The organism is Streptomyces sp. NBC_00442 (genome assembly GCF_036014195.1).
GTDB lineage: Bacteria > Actinomycetota > Actinomycetes > Streptomycetales > Streptomycetaceae > Streptomyces.
The window spans coordinates 3,988,127-4,005,077 of sequence record NZ_CP107918.1 but is presented as its reverse complement, the minus strand read 5'-3'; the positions used below and the strand labels follow the sequence as shown (position 1 = coordinate 4,005,077).

Genomic DNA, 16,951 nt, shown 5'->3' with positions numbered 1-16,951 from the left:
GGCACGTTGCCGCGCGCCGCTCCGTCGCGCCGCTCCGGGTTCCAGCGTTGCGCCACCGAAGAGAGAAAGCTCCTGACATGGCTACTCAGATAGTCCGCTCCACGATGCGCCGGAACGAGGACGCCCGATGGTAGCGGCGCGTATCACCGTCAATGGGAAAGAAACCCCTCTCGCTCCGGCGCCCGCCCACACCACGGTGCTGGACTTCCTGCGCGAGCGAGGCCTGACCGGCTCCAAGGAGGGCTGCGCCGAGGGTGAGTGCGGCGCGTGTTCGGTCCTGGTGGCGCGTCCCGGTGTGAACAAGCCGACCGACTGGGTCGCGGTCAACGCCTGCCTGGTGCCGGCCGCCGCCCTCGACGGCCAGGAGGTCATCACCTCCGAGGGCCTGGCGACCGTCGGCGAAGCCGGTACGGCGCCCACCCTGCACCCCGTGCAGGAGGAGATGGCGGTCCGCGGCGGCTCGCAGTGCGGATACTGCACCCCCGGCTTCATCTGCAGCATGGCGTCCGAGTACTACCGTCCCGACCGCTGCGCGCACGAGGCGCCGGCCGACGAGGCCGAGACCGAGGCCGCGTCCGGCGACCACGAGCACGGCCCCAACGGCTTCGACCTGCACTCGCTGAGCGGAAACCTGTGCCGCTGCACCGGCTACCGCCCGATCCGCGACGCCGCGTACGCCGTCGGCGAGCCCGCCGACGACGACCCGCTGGCCCAGCGCCGCGACCAGGCGCCGCCCGCCCCGGTGACCACCGCGTACACCCAGGGCGAGGGCTCCTTCGTACGGCCCGACACGCTCGCCGAGGCGACGCGTCTGCTGCGCGAGCGCCCCGACGCGGTGCCGGTCGCCGGAAGCACCGACTACGGCGTCGAGGTCAACATCCGCTCGCGCCGCGACAAGCTCGTCGTCGCGATCGACCGGCTGCCCGAACTGCGCGAACTGCGCGTCGAGTCCGACCACATCCTCATCGGTGCGGCGCAGGCGCTCACCGAGATCGAGCGCCGCCTCGACGGCAGCGTCCCGCTGCTCGCGGAGCTGTTCCCCCAGTTCGCCTCGCGGCTCATCCGCAACAGCGCGACCTTCGGCGGCAACCTCGGTACCGGCTCCCCCATCGGCGACAGCCCGCCGGTCCTGCTCGCCCTCGAGGCGTCGCTGGTCCTCGCGGACGCCGACGGCGAGCGCGAGGTGCCGCTGGCCGACTACTTCACCGGCTACCGGCAGAGCGTGCGCCGCCCGGACGAGCTGATCCGCGCGGTCCGCATCCCGACGCCGCTGTCGAAGGTCACCGCCTTCCACAAGATCGCCAAGCGCCGCTTCGACGACATCTCCAGCGTCGCCGTCGCCTTCGCCCTCGACATCGAGGACGGCGTCGTCCGCAAGGCCCGCATCGGCCTGGGCGGCGTGGCCGCGACCCCGATCCGCTCCCTCGCCACCGAGGCGGCCCTCGAAGGCCGGCCGTGGACGGCGGAGACCGTCGACGCCGCGGCGAGAATCCTGCGCGGCGAGGGCACGCCGATGAGCGATCACCGTGCCAGCTCCCTCTACCGTTCCGCGATGCTCGGCCAGAGCCTGCACAAGCTGTACGCGCAAACCACCGAGGCGGTTTCGTCATGAGCCATCTTTCCGAACTCCCGGAGAAGCCCGTAGTCGGCGTCTCCATGCCGCACGAGAGCGCGACGCTGCACGTCACGGGCACCGCGCTCTACACGGACGACCTGATCTACCGCACCAAGGACGTGCTCCACGCCTACCCGGTGCAGGTCATGAAGGCGCACGGCAGGATCACCGCGCTGCGCACCGAGCCCGCGCTGGCCGTGCCCGGCGTGGTGCGGGTCCTGACCGGCGCCGACGTGCCGGGCGTCAACGACGCCGGCATGAAGCACGACGAGCCGCTCTTCCCCGACGAGGTCATGTTCCACGGCCACGCGGTGGCCTGGGTGCTCGGCGAGACCCTGGAGGCCGCCCGGCTCGGCGCCGCCGCCGTCGAGGTGGAGCTCGACGAGCTGCCCGCCCTGGTCACCGTCGCGGAAGCCATCGAAGCGGAGAGCTTCCACGGCGCCCGCCCCCTGATGGAGACCGGTGACATCGACGCCGGCTTCGCCGAGTCCGCGCACGTCTTCACCGGCGAGTTCACCTTCTCCGGGCAGGAGCACTTCTACCTGGAGACGCACGCCGCGCTGGCCTTGGTCGACGAGAACGGGCAGCTGTTCATCCAGAGCAGCACCCAGCACCCCTCGGAGACCCAGGAGATCGTCTCCCACATCCTGGGCATCCCCGCCAACGAGGTCACCGTGCAGTGCCTGCGCATGGGCGGCGGCTTCGGCGGCAAGGAGATGCAGCCGCACGGATTCGCGGCCATCGCCGCGCTCGGCGCCAAGCTCACCGGCCGTCCGGTCCGCTTCCGGCTCAACCGGACCCAGGACCTGACCATGTCCGGCAAGCGCCACGGCTTCCACTCCTCGTGGAAGATCGGGTTCGACGCCGAAGGCCGCATCCAGGCCCTCGACGCCACCCTGACCGCCGACGGCGGCTGGAGCCTGGACCTGTCGGAGCCGGTGCTCGCCCGCGCGCTGTGCCACATCGACAACACGTACTGGATCCCCAACGCGCGCGTCGCCGGCCGCATCGCGAAGACCAACACGGTCTCCAACACGGCCTTCCGCGGCTTCGGCGGCCCCCAGGGCATGCTGGTGATCGAGGACATCCTGGGCCGCGTCGCCCCGCAGCTCGGCATGGACGCCATGGAGCTGCGCGAGCGCAACTTCTACCAGCCGGGCCGCGGCCAGACCACGCCGTACGGCCAGCTGGTCACCCAGGCCGACCGGATCTCCGCCGTCTGGGAGCAGGTGAAGGAGGACGGCGGCATCGCCGACCGCAAGCGCGAGATCGCCGCCTTCAACGCCGCGCACCCCCACACCAAGCGGGCGCTGGCGATCACCGGCATCAAGTTCGGCATCTCGTTCAACCTCACCGCCTTCAACCAGGGCGGCGCGCTGGTCCTGATCTACAAGGACGGCTCCGTCCTGATCAACCACGGCGGCACCGAGATGGGCCAGGGCCTGCACACCAAGATGATGCAGGTGGCCGCGACCACCCTCGGCATCCCGCTGCACAAGGTGCGGCTCGCCCCGACGCGTACCGACAAGGTGCCCAACACCTCGGCCACCGCGGCGAGTTCGGGCGCCGACCTCAACGGCGGCGCGATCAAGAACGCCTGTGAGCAGCTGCGCGAGCGGCTGCACCAGGTGGCCGGCACCCAGCTCGGCGGCAACCCCTCCGACGTACGCATCGTCGAGGGCGTCGCCCGGGTCCTCGGCAGCGACAAGGAGCTGGCCTGGGACGACCTGGTGCACGCCGCGTACTTCCAGCGGGTGCAGCTGTCGGCGGCCGGCTTCTACCGGACCGAGGGGCTGCACTGGGACGCGAAGACGTTCCGCGGCACGCCGTTCAAGTACTTCGCCAACGGCGCCGCCGCGACCGAGGTCGAGGTGGACGGCTTCACCGGCGCGTACCGGGTCCGGCGCGTGGACATCGTCCACGACGTCGGCGACAGCCTCTCCCCGATGATCGACATCGGTCAGGTCGAGGGCGGCTTCGTGCAGGGCGCCGGCTGGCTGACCCTGGAGGACCTGCGCTGGGACACCAGCGACGGTCCGCACCGCGGCCGGCTCCAGACGCAGGCGGCGAGCACGTACAAGCTGCCGAGCTTCTCGGAGATGCCCGAGGAGTTCAACGTCACGCTGATGGAGAACGCCACCGAAGAGGGCGCCGTGTACGGCTCCAAGGCCGTGGGTGAGCCTCCGCTGATGCTGGCGTTCTCGGTGCGCGAGGCGCTGCGTCAGGCCGCCGCCGCGTTCGGGCCGAGCGGGACCAGTGTCGATCTGGCCTCGCCCGCGACGCCGGAAGCGGTGTACTGGGCGATCGAGGAGGTCCGCAAGGCGGCCTCCGAGACCGGCCGGGACCGCCAGGACAACGCCGTGAACGGCCACGCCTCCAACGGCAAGGTCCGGACCGGCGCTGCGGCGATGAGCGGTGCCTGACATGACGTGGGTCGCCGCGGTCGGGCGGTTGCGGGCACGCCGGGAAGCCGGCGTCCTCGTGACCGTCGCGACCGTGCGCGGCCATGCCCCACGCGACGCCGGCGCGAAGCTGGTGGTGGGGCATCGGCGGACATGGGGATCGATCGGTGGCGGCAACGTGGAAGCCGTCGCGATCGACCGGGCCCGGGAGATGCTGGACGCGTCCAAGCCCGAGCCCGAGCTGATCGACTTCGCCCTGAACGACAAGGTGACCAACCAGCACGGCGTTCAGTGCTGCGGCGGGACCGTCTCGGTGCTGCTCGAACCCCTGCCGGTGGTGCGGGCGGTCGCGCTGTTCGGCGTGGGACACGTGGGGCTCGAACTGGCCCGCATCCTGGCCCGTCAGGACCTCGATCTGCACCTCATCGACTCCCGCGCCGACATGCTCGCCGAGGAGCGGCTCGACGTCCTGGGCGACGCGGTGGCGCAGGTGCACGTGCACCACACGCCGCTGCTGCCCGAGGAGGTCCTCGAAGAGCTGCCGCGCGGCACCCACGTCCTGATCATGACCCATGATCACGCCGAGGACGCCGCGCTGTGCGACGCCGCCCTGCGCACCAGCCACCTCGGGTCGATCGGGCTGATCGGCTCGGCGGCCAAGTGGGTACGGTTCCGCAAGCGGCTCGCCACCGAGGGCGGCCACGACGAGGCCACCATCGGCCGGATCAAGACGCCGATCGGACTGGCCGACGTCACCGGCAAGGAGCCCGCGACGATCGCCGTGAGCGTGGCGGCGGATCTGCTGCGCACCTTCGAGCACGAGATCGACTGACGGCGCGACGGTGGCGGGGGCGGGCCGCCCCCGCCACCGTCCCGTCCGAGGCCGGGGGACACTGCATCGCCGGGGGACACCGCGTCCGAGGTACCGGGAACACCGAAAGGGCCCTCACGCTCACACGAGCGTGAGGGCCCTTTCGGTCACCCCGGGGATGTGCGGTAAGGGTTTTTCAGTAGTCGATGCGGTCCGTCTTGGCGACCCACGCGTCGAACGGCGCCGTGCGGTTCGTCATGTCCACGCGCTCGATCACCAGCGGCCACAGCTCCGCGGGCCGCTTCTCGAAGAGGTCGTAGAACTTGCGGTCGTCGAAGCCGGCCACCGCGGCGTCGTCGCGGTCGGCGGCGAAGATGATCCGGTCGACGCGCGCCCACAGGGCGGAGGAGAGACACATCGGGCAGGGCTCGCAGGACGTGACCAGGGTGCAGCCCTCCAGCGAGAACGAACCCAGCTTCTGGCAGGCGGCGCGGATCGCGGTGACCTCGCCGTGCGCGGTGGGGTCGAGGTGCGAGGTGACGTTGTTGTTCCCGATCGCGACGACCTCGCCGCCCTTGGCGATCAGTGCACCGAACGGCCCGCCGCCGTTCTGCACGCTCGTGGTGGCGAGGCCGATGGCCTCGTCCAGCCAGGTGCGCTCCAGCTCCTGGATGCTCGTTTCGTGCGTGTGCACGGTCATGGTCTCTCCTTTGTCACTGACTGTGGGGAGTCCCCGCATGTGCGGCACACACGGGAGATCGGCGCGACTGGGGCCGAAAGGGTAGGCGGCTCGCCGACACCACGCACTTGGCACGACGGGTTCCGGTCAGCCCTGCAGGCGAACGCCCGGACGGGATCTGGGTCGGCATGAGCGGCCTCCACTGTCCTTTCCGGGCCTGTTCACGAGCTGTTAACGGGAATAGCGCAAGTACATCCGCCCCGCCGTTTCGCGGAAAGTCACCGAACCCATGAAGGAGTTGGCTGGTCAGCTCGGTGAACTTGTAGAGTCGCACGAGAGGCGAGCTCTTGCTTTGCAGGTGTTAATCGGCATCGGGCCGGTGGCGCGGCCGCCGACGATCACCTCGTCGGCGGCGGCGCGCGGCGTTCGATTCAGGCCACGTGGTGGGTGTCGTTGAGCACCCGCACCGTGGCGGTGCCGTCCGCGTCGTACGTCACCGTCGACAGCGAGGCCGCGGCGATTTCCATCCGGAACAGGCTGTGCGGCGGCGCCTGGAGGGCGAGACGGATCAGGGTCCTGAGCGGTCCCACGTGGGAGACGACCAGGACCGTGGCGCCGGCGTACCGGGCCATGAGGCTCTTGCGTACGGCCGTGGCCCGCCAGGTGACCTCCTGCATGGTCTCGCCCCCGCCCGTGGGGCGCACCTCGGGCGAGGCCAGCCACGCGGCCAGGTCGTCCGGGTAGCGCTCGCCGACCTCCCCGAAGGTCAGGCCCTCCCAGGACCCGAAATCGGCTTCCCGCAGATCCCGCTCGACCTGGGCGCTCAGCCCGAGGCGCGCTGCCACGGGCTGAGCGGTCTCCCGGCAGCGCCGCATCGGTGAGGTGACGACCGCCTCGATGTCGCGGCGCTCGGCGAGGGCCTCGGCCGTCGCCAGAGCCTGGCGGCGTCCGGCCGGGGAGAGTCCCGGGTTGGTGCCGCCGCTGCCGGAGATCCGCCGCCCGGGGGTGAGCAGCGTCTCGCCGTGCCGCAGCAGTACGAGCGTCGTCACCTCACTCACTGCGCGGTCTTCGCGAAGTGGTCGCGCACGGCGTCGGTCTGCTTCTCCATGACGTCGATGATCGCCTCGACGACCTTCTCGTCGGCGTCCTCGGCTATGTCCAGGACCCGCGACCAGTCGAAGAAGCTGCGGTTCGGGTCGTTGGTGATGGCGAACACGCGGATGGTGGCCTCGTAACGGGCGACGCCGCTGGTGGGGGCGACGGCCCGGTAGGACTGGGTCCGGTTGATCTCGTCGCGGGCGGCGATCTCCTGCTGCACGAGGCGGCCGTTGAGCGTCAGCTTGAAGTCGTAGCGGGCCGGAACCGTGTCGACCGAGCCGCCCTCGGTCCAGGTGACGTCCCGGTGGATGTCCAGGTCGCCCGGGGACACGATGTCCAGGATCTGCATGGCGTCACGCACGGTCGCCCACACGGTGTCCGGGTCGGCGTCGAGGATGGTCGAGTGGTACATGGTGTGCTTGCGCTGGATCGGCACGGAGTGCTCCTTGTGCTGGTGCTGATGGGTGCCGGCGGGTCCTGCTCGCCGGGTGTTCTACGCGGTCGCCTTGGTGACCAGGTGGTTGCCGAGAACCAGGTAGTCGATCTCGGTGCCCAGGAAACAGTTCAGGGCATCGGCCGGCGTGCACACGATGGGTTCGCCGGCGACGTTGAACGAGGTGTTGATCAGACAGGGCACATCGGTGAGCTCGATGAACTTGCGCAGCAGCGCGGTGAGCCGCGGGGTGCCCTCGTCCGTCAGGGTCTGGATGCGGGAGGTGCCGTCCACGTGGACGGCGCCGGGGATGCGGTCCCTGTACTCCTCCCGGACGGGGAAGACGAACGTCATGTACGGGGAGCTCGTCTTGCGCCCCATGTCGAAGATCTTCGGCGCCTGCTCCTCCAGGACGAGCGGGGCGAACGGACGGAACGGCTCGCGGTGCTTGACCCGTGTGTTGATGATGTCCTTGATGTCGGTGAAGCCGGGGTTGGCAAGGATGCTGCGATGCCCCAGCGCCCGTGGCCCGTGCTCGACGCGCCCGTCGAACCAGCCGATGACGACCTTCTCCGTCAGCAGCTCCGCCACGCGCTCGACCACCTCGGCGTCGTCGCCGAGCCGGGTCACGCTCACCCGGTCCGCGAACCCTGCGAGGGCCTCCTCGATCGCGGCCTCGCCGAACGACGGCCCCACGTACGGGCTGACGGGCGAGGCCGCGGCGGCTATGTCCGCGCGGCCGGTGCCGGGATCGTTCAGCCAGGCGTGCGCGGCGGCGCCGATGGTGATGCCGGTGTCGGACGCACCGAAGCTGACCTGCATGTCCTCGAAGCGGGACCCCTCGAACAGCGGCGTGTTGTTGAGGCAGTTCAGGGCGACGCCGCCCTCGAAGAGCAGCCGGTCGAGGTCGGAGCGCTTCCCCAGGTGCGCGACCTGGTGGGCGGTGGCCACGTTCAGCATCTCCTGCGCGGCCGCCGAGACACGGGCGGTGTATTCGAGGGTGTCCTCGAAGGGCCCGAAGTACTCCTCGAACAGGGCGTCGTGGCTGTGCACGTCGTCCGTCCGCAACGGCTTGGTGAAGGAGTAGCGGCCGTCGTCGTGCAGCCGCAGCAGGTCCTCGACGAACGGGTTCGGCGAGGGCGGGCCGGTGTATCCGGCCAGGCCCATCACCTTGTACTCGTCGTTGTTGGGGACGAAGCCGAGGAATCGGGTGATGGCGGAGAACAGGGTTCCCATGGAGTTCTCGGAGCCCGTGACGGTGTCCTCGAAGACGGTGATCCGGCCGTCGCGGATCTCGCCCGTCAGGGTCGAGAAGCGTTCGGCGCGGCCGTCGCTGACGAGGAACGCGGCGTCCTGCATGCCGGCGAGGTAGTAGCCGGTCGTGGCGTGCGCCAGGTGGTGCGGTACGAAGCGGACCTTGGCGGGGTCGGGACGGTACCCGGTGCGGGCCTCGAAGTCGGCGAGGATCGCCTCGTGGCTGACGACCTGTTCGTACAAGTCGCCCATGTTGCCGACGAGTTGGGCCTTCGTGTCCGCGGGGAGCGGGGATGCGCCGATACCGTCGGTGATCTGCCGCAGAACCTCGGCGGACCAGTTCCAGGGGAAGGCGAAGAGGTCCACGTCGTCGAACGTGACCCCGGCCTCCTTCAGGCACCAGTCGACCGCGTTCTCGGGGAAGTCGGTGGTCTTCTTCTCCCGGTTGAGGCGTTCCTCCTCCACCGCGGCCACCAGACGGCCGTCCACCAGGAGTGCGGCCGCGGCGTCATGGCCCAAGAGGTAGTGCTTGTTGATGCCGGTCGCGCCGAAGCGTTCGGAGAAGAACTCCGAGACCCGGCTGAAACCATTACATCCCAGAACGATCACTGCGTTCCTTCCTGTTGTGGCCTGGTGTGGAACTACTTGACGATCAGCAGGTCGCGGAGCTGTTCCCCGGCGGCGGGCGCCTGGCACAGGCCCGCGCCGGTGAATCCGGCCGCGTACAGGAAGCGGCGGGTGGGGTGCGCGCCGATGAAGGCGGTGTTGTTGGGGCTGGCGTCGAAGTCGCCCGACCACGCGCGGTGCAGGCCGGTCCCGTCGAGCGCGGGGAACAGGGTGCCGAGATGGCCGTAGATCCGGCCGAGCCAGGCCTCACGGGTCTCGTCGGCCTTGGGCGCGCCCATGGCGAGCAGGACGCGGTCCTTCCACGAACGGATCCGCAGGCCCGAGGCGGCGTGCATCGTCATGGGCAACTCGGCCTGTGGAGAGGGCAGTTCGTCGGTGAACAGCATCTCCATCGAGCGCGGCGTCAGCGGCAGGTCGACCGAGGCCATGGAGGCCACCTCGCCCGACCACGGGCCGGCCGTGCACACCACGGTGCCGGCGGAGATGCTGCCGAGCGGGGTGTGGACGGTGTTGTCGTCGTCGATCCGTGTGACGGGTGTGTGGGTGAACAGGCGGGCGCCGTGGTTGCGGGCGCCCGCGGCGTAACCGCGGACGATGTCGAGGCCTTGCACGTCGTACGCCTGGGGTGACCAGGCGGCGGCCAGGACGGCGCGTTCGTTGACCAGCGGGTTGCGTTCGGCCGCCTCGCGGGCGCTGATCAGGCCGACCTCGACGCCGGCGGCGCGCTGGGCCTGGAGGTCCGTCTCGAAGTCGGCGATCTGCTGTTCCTCGGTGAACAGCGCCATGAACCCGAGCCGCTTGAGGGCCAGCGGGGCCGAGGTGTGACGGGCGAACTCGTGGTAGGCGTTCAGGCTCCGCACGGCCATACCGCCGGTGCGGGGATCGCCCGGGAAGTACGTACGGACCATGCCGGCCGTGTGCGCGGACGCTCCGCCGCCGAGGCCCGCGCGTTCCAGCAGCACGGTGTCGACGCCGGCTTCGGCGAGGTGATGGGCGGCGGACGTTCCGATGACTCCCCCGCCGATGACGACGGCGTCGGCGCGGGAGGGCAGGGCGCTCAAGATCTTCTCCTGGGGTGTGGGTTCACGTGAGAGGGCCCCGGGGCGCGGGTCCGCTCCGGACATGGCCGCACCGCCTAGGCGACCTGCTGGCGCAGGTGGTCGCCGGTCTCCCACGGGTAGAGCTGGAGGTTCCAGCCGCCGAGGCAGTTGATGTAGAGCGCCATCTGGCTGGCGACGGCGTAGAAGTCGTCACGGTCGAGGTCGTCCAGCACGTCGAGGAAGCGCTGGGTGAACGCCCACAGCTTCTCCAGGCCGCAGTAGCCGAGGAATTCGGCGGGGACGCCGACGGTGAGGCGGGTCATGTGCTTGAGGGAGTCCAGCTCCATGCCCTGGACGGCGCCGCGCACGATCCCGCCGTACGCCGCGTAACCCAGCGGCCGGGTCTCGCCGTTGACGAAGAGCAGGGTGGGCAGGACGGTGCCGAAGTTGCCGGCCTGCGAGGGGATGACGCCCCGGTGGAGGCCGTCGAGCTCGACGGGCGCCTCCAGCCAGATCTTCTCGGTCTCGGCGTGGATGTCGGCGATCAGGCGGGCGGCGTCCGCGTGGGCGGCGGGCAGCTCCGGAATGCTGTGGCCGCCCTGCTCGCCGGCGCGGCGGACCTCGGCGACGATCTGCTTCTTCGTGGAGTAGACCGCCTCCCAGATCGCGGCCCCCGCCTCCAGCAGCGCGGGCATGTCGGCCTCCCGCACCTGGCCGACGGGGGTGGCGGGCATCGGCTCGGTCAGCGTGCCGTACTTGATGCCCAGGTGCTGCAGCCCCGAGCAGAACACCGTGCCGTTGGGCGCCTCACGCCGGTCGGGGATGCGCAGGTCGTGCGGGGTGTGCAGCAGGGCGGGTATCGGCGATACGTGGTAGAGGTGCTCGCCCGCGATGAGCGCGTGCCCCTGAAGGCTCTGGTAGGGCAGCGAATCCCAGAGGGCATCCGCGAGTGCCGGGTTGCGGTCGTCGAGGTCGGCGGTGACCGTAATGCCCAGGTCGGGCCAGGAGATCTCGATCTGACGGCCAGGCAGCTTCTCGGACAAGACTTTCCCCGTTCGTTGATGCGGCTTGTCCGAGGAGTACATCGCCAACCGGCTTATTTCGGCCAGGCGTTGAAAACATGAAGCCGCGATCTTCCTGGGTTCCGTAGTTCGTATCTTTCTACGGAACCGCAGCTCGGGCGGGTTGTGTGTCACGGCTACTCGGGAGCTCCGGCCCTCGGGGGCGGGTCCGGCGGGGTCCGGTCGCACCCTTTCCCACGCCCCTCGACCCCTCCGTGCGGGCCGGTGCGGACACCGTCGGCTCGGCCGGACTGCTCGGTTCCGGCCAACGCGGGCACCCTTCCGGGCCGGGGGCGCGAGCCCGCTCCCCGCCTTTGGAGGCGTTCGTTCCGGGATACGGAGACGGCGACGTAATCTCGTACGCGGCTACGGACGCATACCGCCACGCCGGTCCTAACCTGCGGAGATGATCAGGCACATGTCGACGCACCCCGCCCGGAGCCTGAGCCGGGTGCTCGAAGATCTCGGACCCACCCTCCTCGATCTGCTGCACGGCGATCCCGCGGCCACGGCCGAGCTCGGCGGTGTCGCCATCCACGATCCGCACGACGAGCAGCACTGTCCGGAGCGGGCCATCGTGCTCGGGGTCGGGGTGCACGGCGTCGACGGCATCCGCCGGCTGCTCGGCGAACTCGGGCGTCTGGGCGCCGCGGCGCTCGTCGTGCGCGGACCCGTCGAGGACGACGGCGCCCTGGCCGCGGCGGCCGCCGACTCCGGCATCGCGCTGCTCGCCCTCACCCGGGGCGCATCCTGGGCCCAACTGGCCGCCATGCTGCGGACGTTGCTCGCCGAAGACGATGTCGGGGAGGCCGGCGGGCAGACGCTCGGCGGGGTGCCGTCGGGCGACCTGTTCGCGCTGGCCAACGCGATCGCCACCCTCCTCGACGCACCCGTCACCATCGAGGACCGGCGCTCCCGCATCCTGGCGTTCTCCGGCCGCCAGGACGAGGCGGACGCGGCCCGCGTGGCCAGCATCCTGGCCCGCCGGGTGCCCGAACGCTATCTGCGCATCCACGAGGAGGACGGCGTCTTCAGGGAGCTGTACCGCAGCGACCGGCCGGTCCACATCCCGCCGCCCACGCTGGGCGACGAGGTCGCGCTGCCCCGGGCGGCGATCGCGGTGCGGGCCGGGGACGAGGTCCTCGGCTCGGTCTGGGCCGCGGTGCGCGAGCCGCTCACCCCCGAACGGGAGGCGGCGTTCCGGGAGGCCGCCAAGCTGGTCGCCCTGCACATGCTGCGCCTGCGCGCCGGCACCGACGCCGAGCACCGGCTCCGCGCCGACCTCGTGACCACCGCCCTCGAAGGCGGATCAGGAGCCGTCGCCGCGCTCGGCCGGCTCGGGCTCGCCGACGGGCCCGTGCTCGTCATGGCGCTGGGCCTGCGACCGCTCGCCGACACCGACCACGCCCGCCTCACCGCCGAACACCAGCGCCTGGCCGGCGCGCTCGCCGTCCACCTCACCGCGGTGCGGCCGCGCTCCGCCGTCGCGCTGCTCGGGGACGTGGCGTACGCGCTCTTCCCCGTCGCGAACGACCCGGCGACCGCGCGCGAACGTGCCCTCCAGGTGGCGTCGAACTTCCTGGAGCGCACCGGCGACCGCACCGGCGCCGTCATCGGGATCGGCTCCCTCGCCCCCGAACCCGCCGCCCTGGCCCGCTCACGGACCAACGCGGACCGCGCGCTGCGCGTGCTGCTCGCCGGCTCCGCCCCCCGCCGGGTCGCCGCGATCGGCGACGTCCACATCGACGCGCTCCTGATCGAGATGCGCGACCTCGCGATCGCCAACCGCGACGAACTCTCGCCGGGCATCGCCCAGTTGGCGGCGTACGACGCCCGCCACAACGCCCACCTCGTCGAGACACTGCGGGCGTGGCTCGACGCGTTCGGCGATGTGATCGCCGCGTCGGCCGGCGTGTTCGTCCACCCCAACACCTTCCGCTACCGGATCCGCCGGGTCGCCGAAGTCGGCCGGATCGATCTGGGCGACCCGGCCGCGCGGTTCGCCGCGATGCTGGAGCTGCGGCTGATGGGCCTGTACGACGGCGAGGTCTGACGCCCCTTCGTCCCGCGGTACGAATCCGCGCGCGAAGCCGTGGCCCGCGCACCAACTCCGCCGGTGGCGGTCTGCTTAGCGTGGCGGTAACCCACCCCTGGAGGACTCCCCCGTGTCGGCCGATCCCGCATCCCGCCCCGCGTCCCGCCGCCCCTCGTCCCGCCTCGCGCCGCCCTCCCTCGACACCATGCTCGGCGACCTCGAAACCCTCGTGACGTGCGAGTCGTACTCCGCCGACCTCGCGGCCGTGGCACGCAGCGCGCAGGTCGTGGCCGGGCTGGGCGCCCGGCTGCTCGGGGCCCGGCCGCAGACCCTGGTGCACGACGGCGTGACCCATCTGCGATGGAGCTTCGGCACCCCGCGCGTCCTGCTGCTCGGCCACCACGACACGGTGTGGCCGATGGGCTCCCTCGCGACGCGCCCCTTCTCGGTCCACCGGGGCGTGGCCCGCGGGCCCGGTGTCTTCGACATGAAGGCGGGCCTGATCCAGATGTTCCACGCGCTGGCCCTGCTGCCGTCGCTCGACGGGATCTGCGTCCTGGTCACCGGCGACGAGGAGGTCGGCTCGGACAGCTCGCGCGAACTCATCGAGGAGACGGCGCGTGCCTGCCGCGCCGCGCTGGTCCTGGAGGCGTCGGCCGCCGGGGGCGCGCTCAAGACCGTCCGCAAGGGCGTCTCCCACTACCAGCTCACCGTCCACGGCCGCGCCGCCCACGCCGGGCTCGAACCCGAGAAGGGCGTCAACGCCGCCACGGAACTCGCCCACCACCTCCTCGCGTTGGAGGACATGAGCGCCACGGTCGCCTCCCGCACAGGGCCCGGCACCACGATCACCCCCACCGTCATCTCGGCCGGCACCACCACCAACACCGTTCCGGCGCGCGCGGACCTCAGCGTCGACGTACGCGTCCCCACGCCGGCGGCGCAGCGGACGGTCGACGAACTGATGCGTGCCCTCGCGCCCCGCCACCCGGGTGCCCGTCTTGTCGTGGACGGCGGGCCCAACCGCCCGCCCCTGGACGCCGAGAGCTCCCGCGACCTGTTCGCGCTCGCCCGCGACGTGGCCGCCCGCTCGGGGCTCGGCGTCCTCGGGGAAGCGGCGGTCGGCGGCGCGTCCGACGGCAACTACACCGCCGGCGCGGGGTGCCCCACCCTCGACGGGCTCGGCGCCGTGGGCGACGGCGCCCACGCCGACCACGAACATGTGATGACCGACGCCATGGCGCCCCGCACCCAGTTCCTGGCCGACCTGGTCGGAGCGCTCCTGTGAGCGGGCCCGAGGTGCGCGAACTGCACAGCACGGCGGAGTTCGACTCCGTCAGCCTGCTGTACGCCGACATCTGGGGCACCTCACCGGACCAGGCGCCGATGTCCGCGGAGATCATGCGCGCGCTGTCCCACGCCGGGAACTATGTGGCGGGCGCCTATGACGGCGGCCGGCTCGTGGGGGCGTCCGTCGCGTTCTTCGGCGAACCCCTGGGCACCACCCTGCACTCCCACATCACGGGCGCGCTGCCCGGCCGGGGCGCGGGCCTCGCCCTCAAACTGCATCAGCGCCAGTGGGCGCTGCTCCGCGGCCTGAAACGCATCACCTGGACCTACGACCCCCTCGTCCGCCGCAACGCCCACTTCAACCTCACCAAACTCGGCGCCCGCCCCGAGGAGTACCTGCGCTCCTTCTACGGTGCGATGGACGACGCCATCAACGGCGGCGACGAGTCCGACCGGGTCCTCGCCGCCTGGGACCTGTCCGGCCCGCCGACCGCCCACGGCGAGGCCGGTGTCCCCCGGCCCGCCGGCGCCGCCCACGCCGTCCGCGACCGCGACGGCCGGCCCGAACATGCCGTCACCGACGCCGAGTTCGTTCTCATCGACCTGCCCGACGACATCGAGGCGCTGCGCCGCACCGACACCGCGGCCGCTCATGCCTGGCGGCACGCCGTACGTGGCTCGCTGGGCAGCCTACTCGCCGAGGGCGCCCATGTGCTCGGCCTCCACGACCGGCGCAGCTATGTGGTCCGCCGCACCACTCCCGCGCCCAGCCCCACCGCCACGCCCACCAGGAGCACCCCGTGACCATGTCGAAGATCTCCGGCGTCGAACTGCGCCGGATCGCGATGCCGCTCGTCGCGCCGTTCCGTACGTCCTTCGGCGTCGAGACGGCGCGCGACGTACTGCTCGTGCGGGTCGTCACCGCGGACGGGGAGGGCTGGGCCGAATGCGCCGCCATGTCCGAACCCCGCTACTGCTCCGAGTACGTCGACGGGGCCCAGGACGTGCTGCGCAGGTTCCTCGTCCCCGCGCTGCCGAGGAAGGGGGCGGACGCCGCCGCCGTGGGCCGCGCACTCGCACCCTTCACCGGGCACCACATGGCGAAGTCCGCCCTGGAGAGCGCCGTCCTCGACGCCCAGCTGCGCGCCACCGGCGACTCGTTCGGGTCCTTTCTCGGCGCCGCGCGCGACCGGGTGCCGTGCGGGGTCTCGGTGGGCATCATGGACTCCGTCCCCGAGCTCCTGGACGCCGTCGAGGGCTATGTGGCCGAGGGCTATGTGCGGATCAAGCTGAAGATCGAGCCCGGCTGGGACGTCGAACCCGTCCGCGCGGTACGCGAACGCTTCGGGGACGACCTGCTGCTCCAGGTCGACGCCAACGCGGCCTACACCCTGGTCGACGCCCAGCACCTCGCCAAACTCGACGACTTCGGCCTGCTGCTGCTCGAACAGCCGCTGGCCAACGACGACTTCGTCCAGCACGCGCAGCTCGCACGGCTCCTGCGCACGCCGATCTGCCTGGACGAGTCCATCGAGTCGGCGGCGCACGCGGCGGCCGCGATCTCGCTCGGCGCGTGCTCGGTCATCAACATCAAGCCGGCCCGCGTGGGCGGCTATCTGGAGGCCCGCCGCATCCACGACCTCGCCCGCGCGCACGGCGTCCCTGTCTGGTGCGGCGGCATGCTGGAGACCGGCATCGGCCGCGCCGCCAACGTCGCCCTCGCGGCGCTCCCCGGCTTCACCCTCCCCGGCGACACCTCCGCCTCCCGCCGCTACTTCGCCACCGACATCACCGAGCCGTTCGTCCTCGCCGACGGACACCTCTCCGTGCCGGCCGGCCCGGGTCTGGGCGTCGCGCCGCTGCCCGACGTCCTCGACGAGGTGACCACGTCGACGCAATGGCTCGCCCTGTGATCCCCGCGGTCCCCCGACCGGGGGGAACCTCGGGGCACCTGCGAGCCGTAGCGCGGCGTGTGGATGGCGCATGCGACACGGTCCCGAGCGGCCGCGTCCACGACCGCTAACGTGGGGAGGGTCGCAGGCCAAAGCCTGACAAAACGGAACCACTACGTGAGGCGTTTCTCCATGAGCCTGAGCATCCGCAACCAGATCGCCGGCACCGTCACCTCGGTCACCCCGGGCGAGGTCATGGCGACCGTCAAGGTACGCCTCGACGGCGGCCAGGACATCACCGCGGCGATCACCCTTGAGGCCGTCAAGGAGCTGGGTCTCGCCGAGGGCTCCGCGGTCAAGACCCTCATCAAGTCGACCGAGGTCTCGCTGGCCACCGGCCCCGTCCAGGGCCTGTCCATCCGCAACCAGCTCGCGGGCACGGTCGCCGACGTCGCCACCGGTGGGGCGATGGCCTCCGTGAAGGTCGGAATCGAGGGGGGCGAGCTGACCGCGGCGATCACGAAGGACGCGGTGGCCGACCTCGCCCTCACGGCGGGCACGTCCGTAGTGGCCCTGATCAAGTCGACCGAAATCTCCCTCGCCACCCGCTGACCCACCCGGCGAACCCGCCTCCGCGGCGGGCGGCCGGTTGACTCCGGGTGCCCCGCCGCGACGGGCGCGACCGCTCGACACACCGGGTCACCTGCAAGGGGC

14 protein-coding genes are annotated in these 16,951 nt (G+C 71.4%); 8 read left to right on the top strand and 6 right to left on the bottom strand.

Going from position 1 to position 16,951, the window contains the following annotated elements; all coding sequences use genetic code 11:
- The first annotated feature begins 127 nt into the window (after positions 1–127).
- From OG432_RS18005 to xdhC, 3 genes are read left to right on the top strand one after another with little or no spacing between them, the layout of a single operon-like run.
- Complete coding sequence (locus OG432_RS18005) at positions 128–1,612, top strand: xanthine dehydrogenase small subunit (protein ID WP_328311969.1); 1,485 nt, start codon at positions 128–130, stop codon at positions 1,610–1,612.
- Entirely contained in the window at positions 1,609–4,038 is a 2,430-nt protein-coding gene (xdhB, locus tag OG432_RS18000) for a xanthine dehydrogenase molybdopterin binding subunit (protein WP_328311968.1), read from the top strand. Before OG432_RS18005 ends, xdhB begins: the two co-directional genes overlap by 4 nt.
- 1 nt (position 4,039) lies before the next feature.
- The gene (xdhC, locus tag OG432_RS17995) at positions 4,040–4,849 is read left to right on the top strand and encodes a xanthine dehydrogenase accessory protein XdhC (protein WP_328311967.1); all 810 of its coding nucleotides are present in this window, start codon (positions 4,040–4,042) and stop codon (positions 4,847–4,849) included.
- 175 nt (positions 4,850–5,024) lie between these two features.
- Here the strand turns inward: xdhC and OG432_RS17990 are convergent, their stop codons facing one another.
- The 6 genes from OG432_RS17990 to OG432_RS17965 all read right to left on the bottom strand — a co-directional run bounded on the left by OG432_RS17990 (position 5,025) and on the right by OG432_RS17965 (position 11,002).
- Positions 5,025–5,528 carry a nucleoside deaminase gene (locus OG432_RS17990; RefSeq protein WP_328311966.1) on the bottom strand — a complete coding sequence of 168 codons (504 nt, stop codon included), beginning with the start codon at positions 5,526–5,528 and terminating at the stop codon, positions 5,025–5,027.
- 410 nt (positions 5,529–5,938) lie between these two features.
- The gene (locus OG432_RS17985; protein WP_443058406.1) at positions 5,939–6,565 is read right to left on the bottom strand and encodes a histidine phosphatase family protein; all 627 of its coding nucleotides are present in this window, start codon (positions 6,563–6,565) and stop codon (positions 5,939–5,941) included.
- A complete protein-coding gene (locus tag OG432_RS17980) occupies positions 6,562–7,041 on the bottom strand; it encodes an SRPBCC family protein (RefSeq protein ID WP_328311965.1) in 480 nt (159 codons plus the stop codon). The genes OG432_RS17985 and OG432_RS17980 overlap by 4 nt, the downstream gene beginning before the upstream one ends.
- Before the next feature lie 57 nt (positions 7,042–7,098).
- Positions 7,099–8,901: a carbamoyltransferase family protein gene (locus OG432_RS17975; RefSeq protein WP_328311964.1), complete on the bottom strand. Its 1,803-nt coding sequence runs from the start codon at positions 8,899–8,901 to the stop codon at positions 7,099–7,101.
- A 32-nt stretch (positions 8,902–8,933) separates the two neighbouring features.
- Complete coding sequence (locus tag OG432_RS17970; RefSeq protein ID WP_328311963.1) at positions 8,934–9,980, bottom strand: NAD(P)/FAD-dependent oxidoreductase; 1,047 nt, start codon at positions 9,978–9,980, stop codon at positions 8,934–8,936.
- A gap of 74 nt (positions 9,981–10,054) precedes the next feature.
- The gene (locus OG432_RS17965) at positions 10,055–11,002 is read right to left on the bottom strand and encodes a hypothetical protein (RefSeq protein ID WP_328311962.1); all 948 of its coding nucleotides are present in this window, start codon (positions 11,000–11,002) and stop codon (positions 10,055–10,057) included.
- Between the two features lie 424 nt (positions 11,003–11,426).
- Here OG432_RS17965 and OG432_RS17960 point away from each other — a divergent pair, with 424 nt between their 5' ends.
- The 5 genes from OG432_RS17960 to OG432_RS17940 all read left to right on the top strand — a co-directional run bounded on the left by OG432_RS17960 (position 11,427) and on the right by OG432_RS17940 (position 16,849).
- Positions 11,427–13,073, top strand: coding sequence for a PucR family transcriptional regulator (locus OG432_RS17960; protein WP_328311961.1), 1,647 nt, complete (start codon positions 11,427–11,429; stop codon positions 13,071–13,073).
- Between the two features lie 187 nt (positions 13,074–13,260).
- Positions 13,261–14,343 carry a M20 family metallopeptidase gene (locus OG432_RS17955; RefSeq protein WP_328315143.1) on the top strand — a complete coding sequence of 361 codons (1,083 nt, stop codon included), beginning with the start codon at positions 13,261–13,263 and terminating at the stop codon, positions 14,341–14,343.
- Positions 14,340–15,149, top strand: coding sequence for a GNAT family N-acetyltransferase (locus tag OG432_RS17950; RefSeq protein ID WP_328311960.1), 810 nt, complete (start codon positions 14,340–14,342; stop codon positions 15,147–15,149). The genes OG432_RS17955 and OG432_RS17950 overlap by 4 nt, the downstream gene beginning before the upstream one ends.
- A gap of 2 nt (positions 15,150–15,151) precedes the next feature.
- Positions 15,152–16,258 (top strand): o-succinylbenzoate synthase, encoded by a 1,107-nt coding sequence (gene menC, locus OG432_RS17945; RefSeq protein ID WP_328315142.1) that lies wholly within the window; start codon positions 15,152–15,154, stop codon positions 16,256–16,258.
- Positions 16,259–16,429: 171 nt separating this feature from the next.
- Positions 16,430–16,849: a TOBE domain-containing protein gene (locus tag OG432_RS17940; RefSeq protein ID WP_328311959.1), complete on the top strand. Its 420-nt coding sequence runs from the start codon at positions 16,430–16,432 to the stop codon at positions 16,847–16,849.
- Positions 16,850–16,951 lie beyond the last annotated feature (102 nt).

What these genes read in the sequence shown, in the direction of transcription:
- OG432_RS17955 (WP_328315143.1), top strand. Translation starts at nt 13,261, where the DNA reads ATGCTCGGCGACCTCGAAACCCTCGTGACGTGCGAGTCGTACTCCGCC.
- OG432_RS18005 (WP_328311969.1), top strand. Translation starts at nt 128, where the DNA reads ATGGTAGCGGCGCGTATCACCGTCAATGGGAAAGAAACCCCTCTCGCT.
- xdhB (WP_328311968.1), top strand. Translation starts at nt 1,609, where the DNA reads ATGAGCCATCTTTCCGAACTCCCGGAGAAGCCCGTAGTCGGCGTCTCC.
- OG432_RS17960 (WP_328311961.1), top strand. Translation starts at nt 11,427, where the DNA reads ATGATCAGGCACATGTCGACGCACCCCGCCCGGAGCCTGAGCCGGGTG.
- OG432_RS17940 (WP_328311959.1), top strand. Translation starts at nt 16,430, where the DNA reads ATGAGCCTGAGCATCCGCAACCAGATCGCCGGCACCGTCACCTCGGTC.
- xdhC (WP_328311967.1), top strand. Translation starts at nt 4,040, where the DNA reads ATGACGTGGGTCGCCGCGGTCGGGCGGTTGCGGGCACGCCGGGAAGCC.
- menC (WP_328315142.1), top strand. Translation starts at nt 15,152, where the DNA reads ATGTCGAAGATCTCCGGCGTCGAACTGCGCCGGATCGCGATGCCGCTC.
- OG432_RS17990 (WP_328311966.1), bottom strand. Translation starts at nt 5,528, where the DNA reads ATGACCGTGCACACGCACGAAACGAGCATCCAGGAGCTGGAGCGCACC.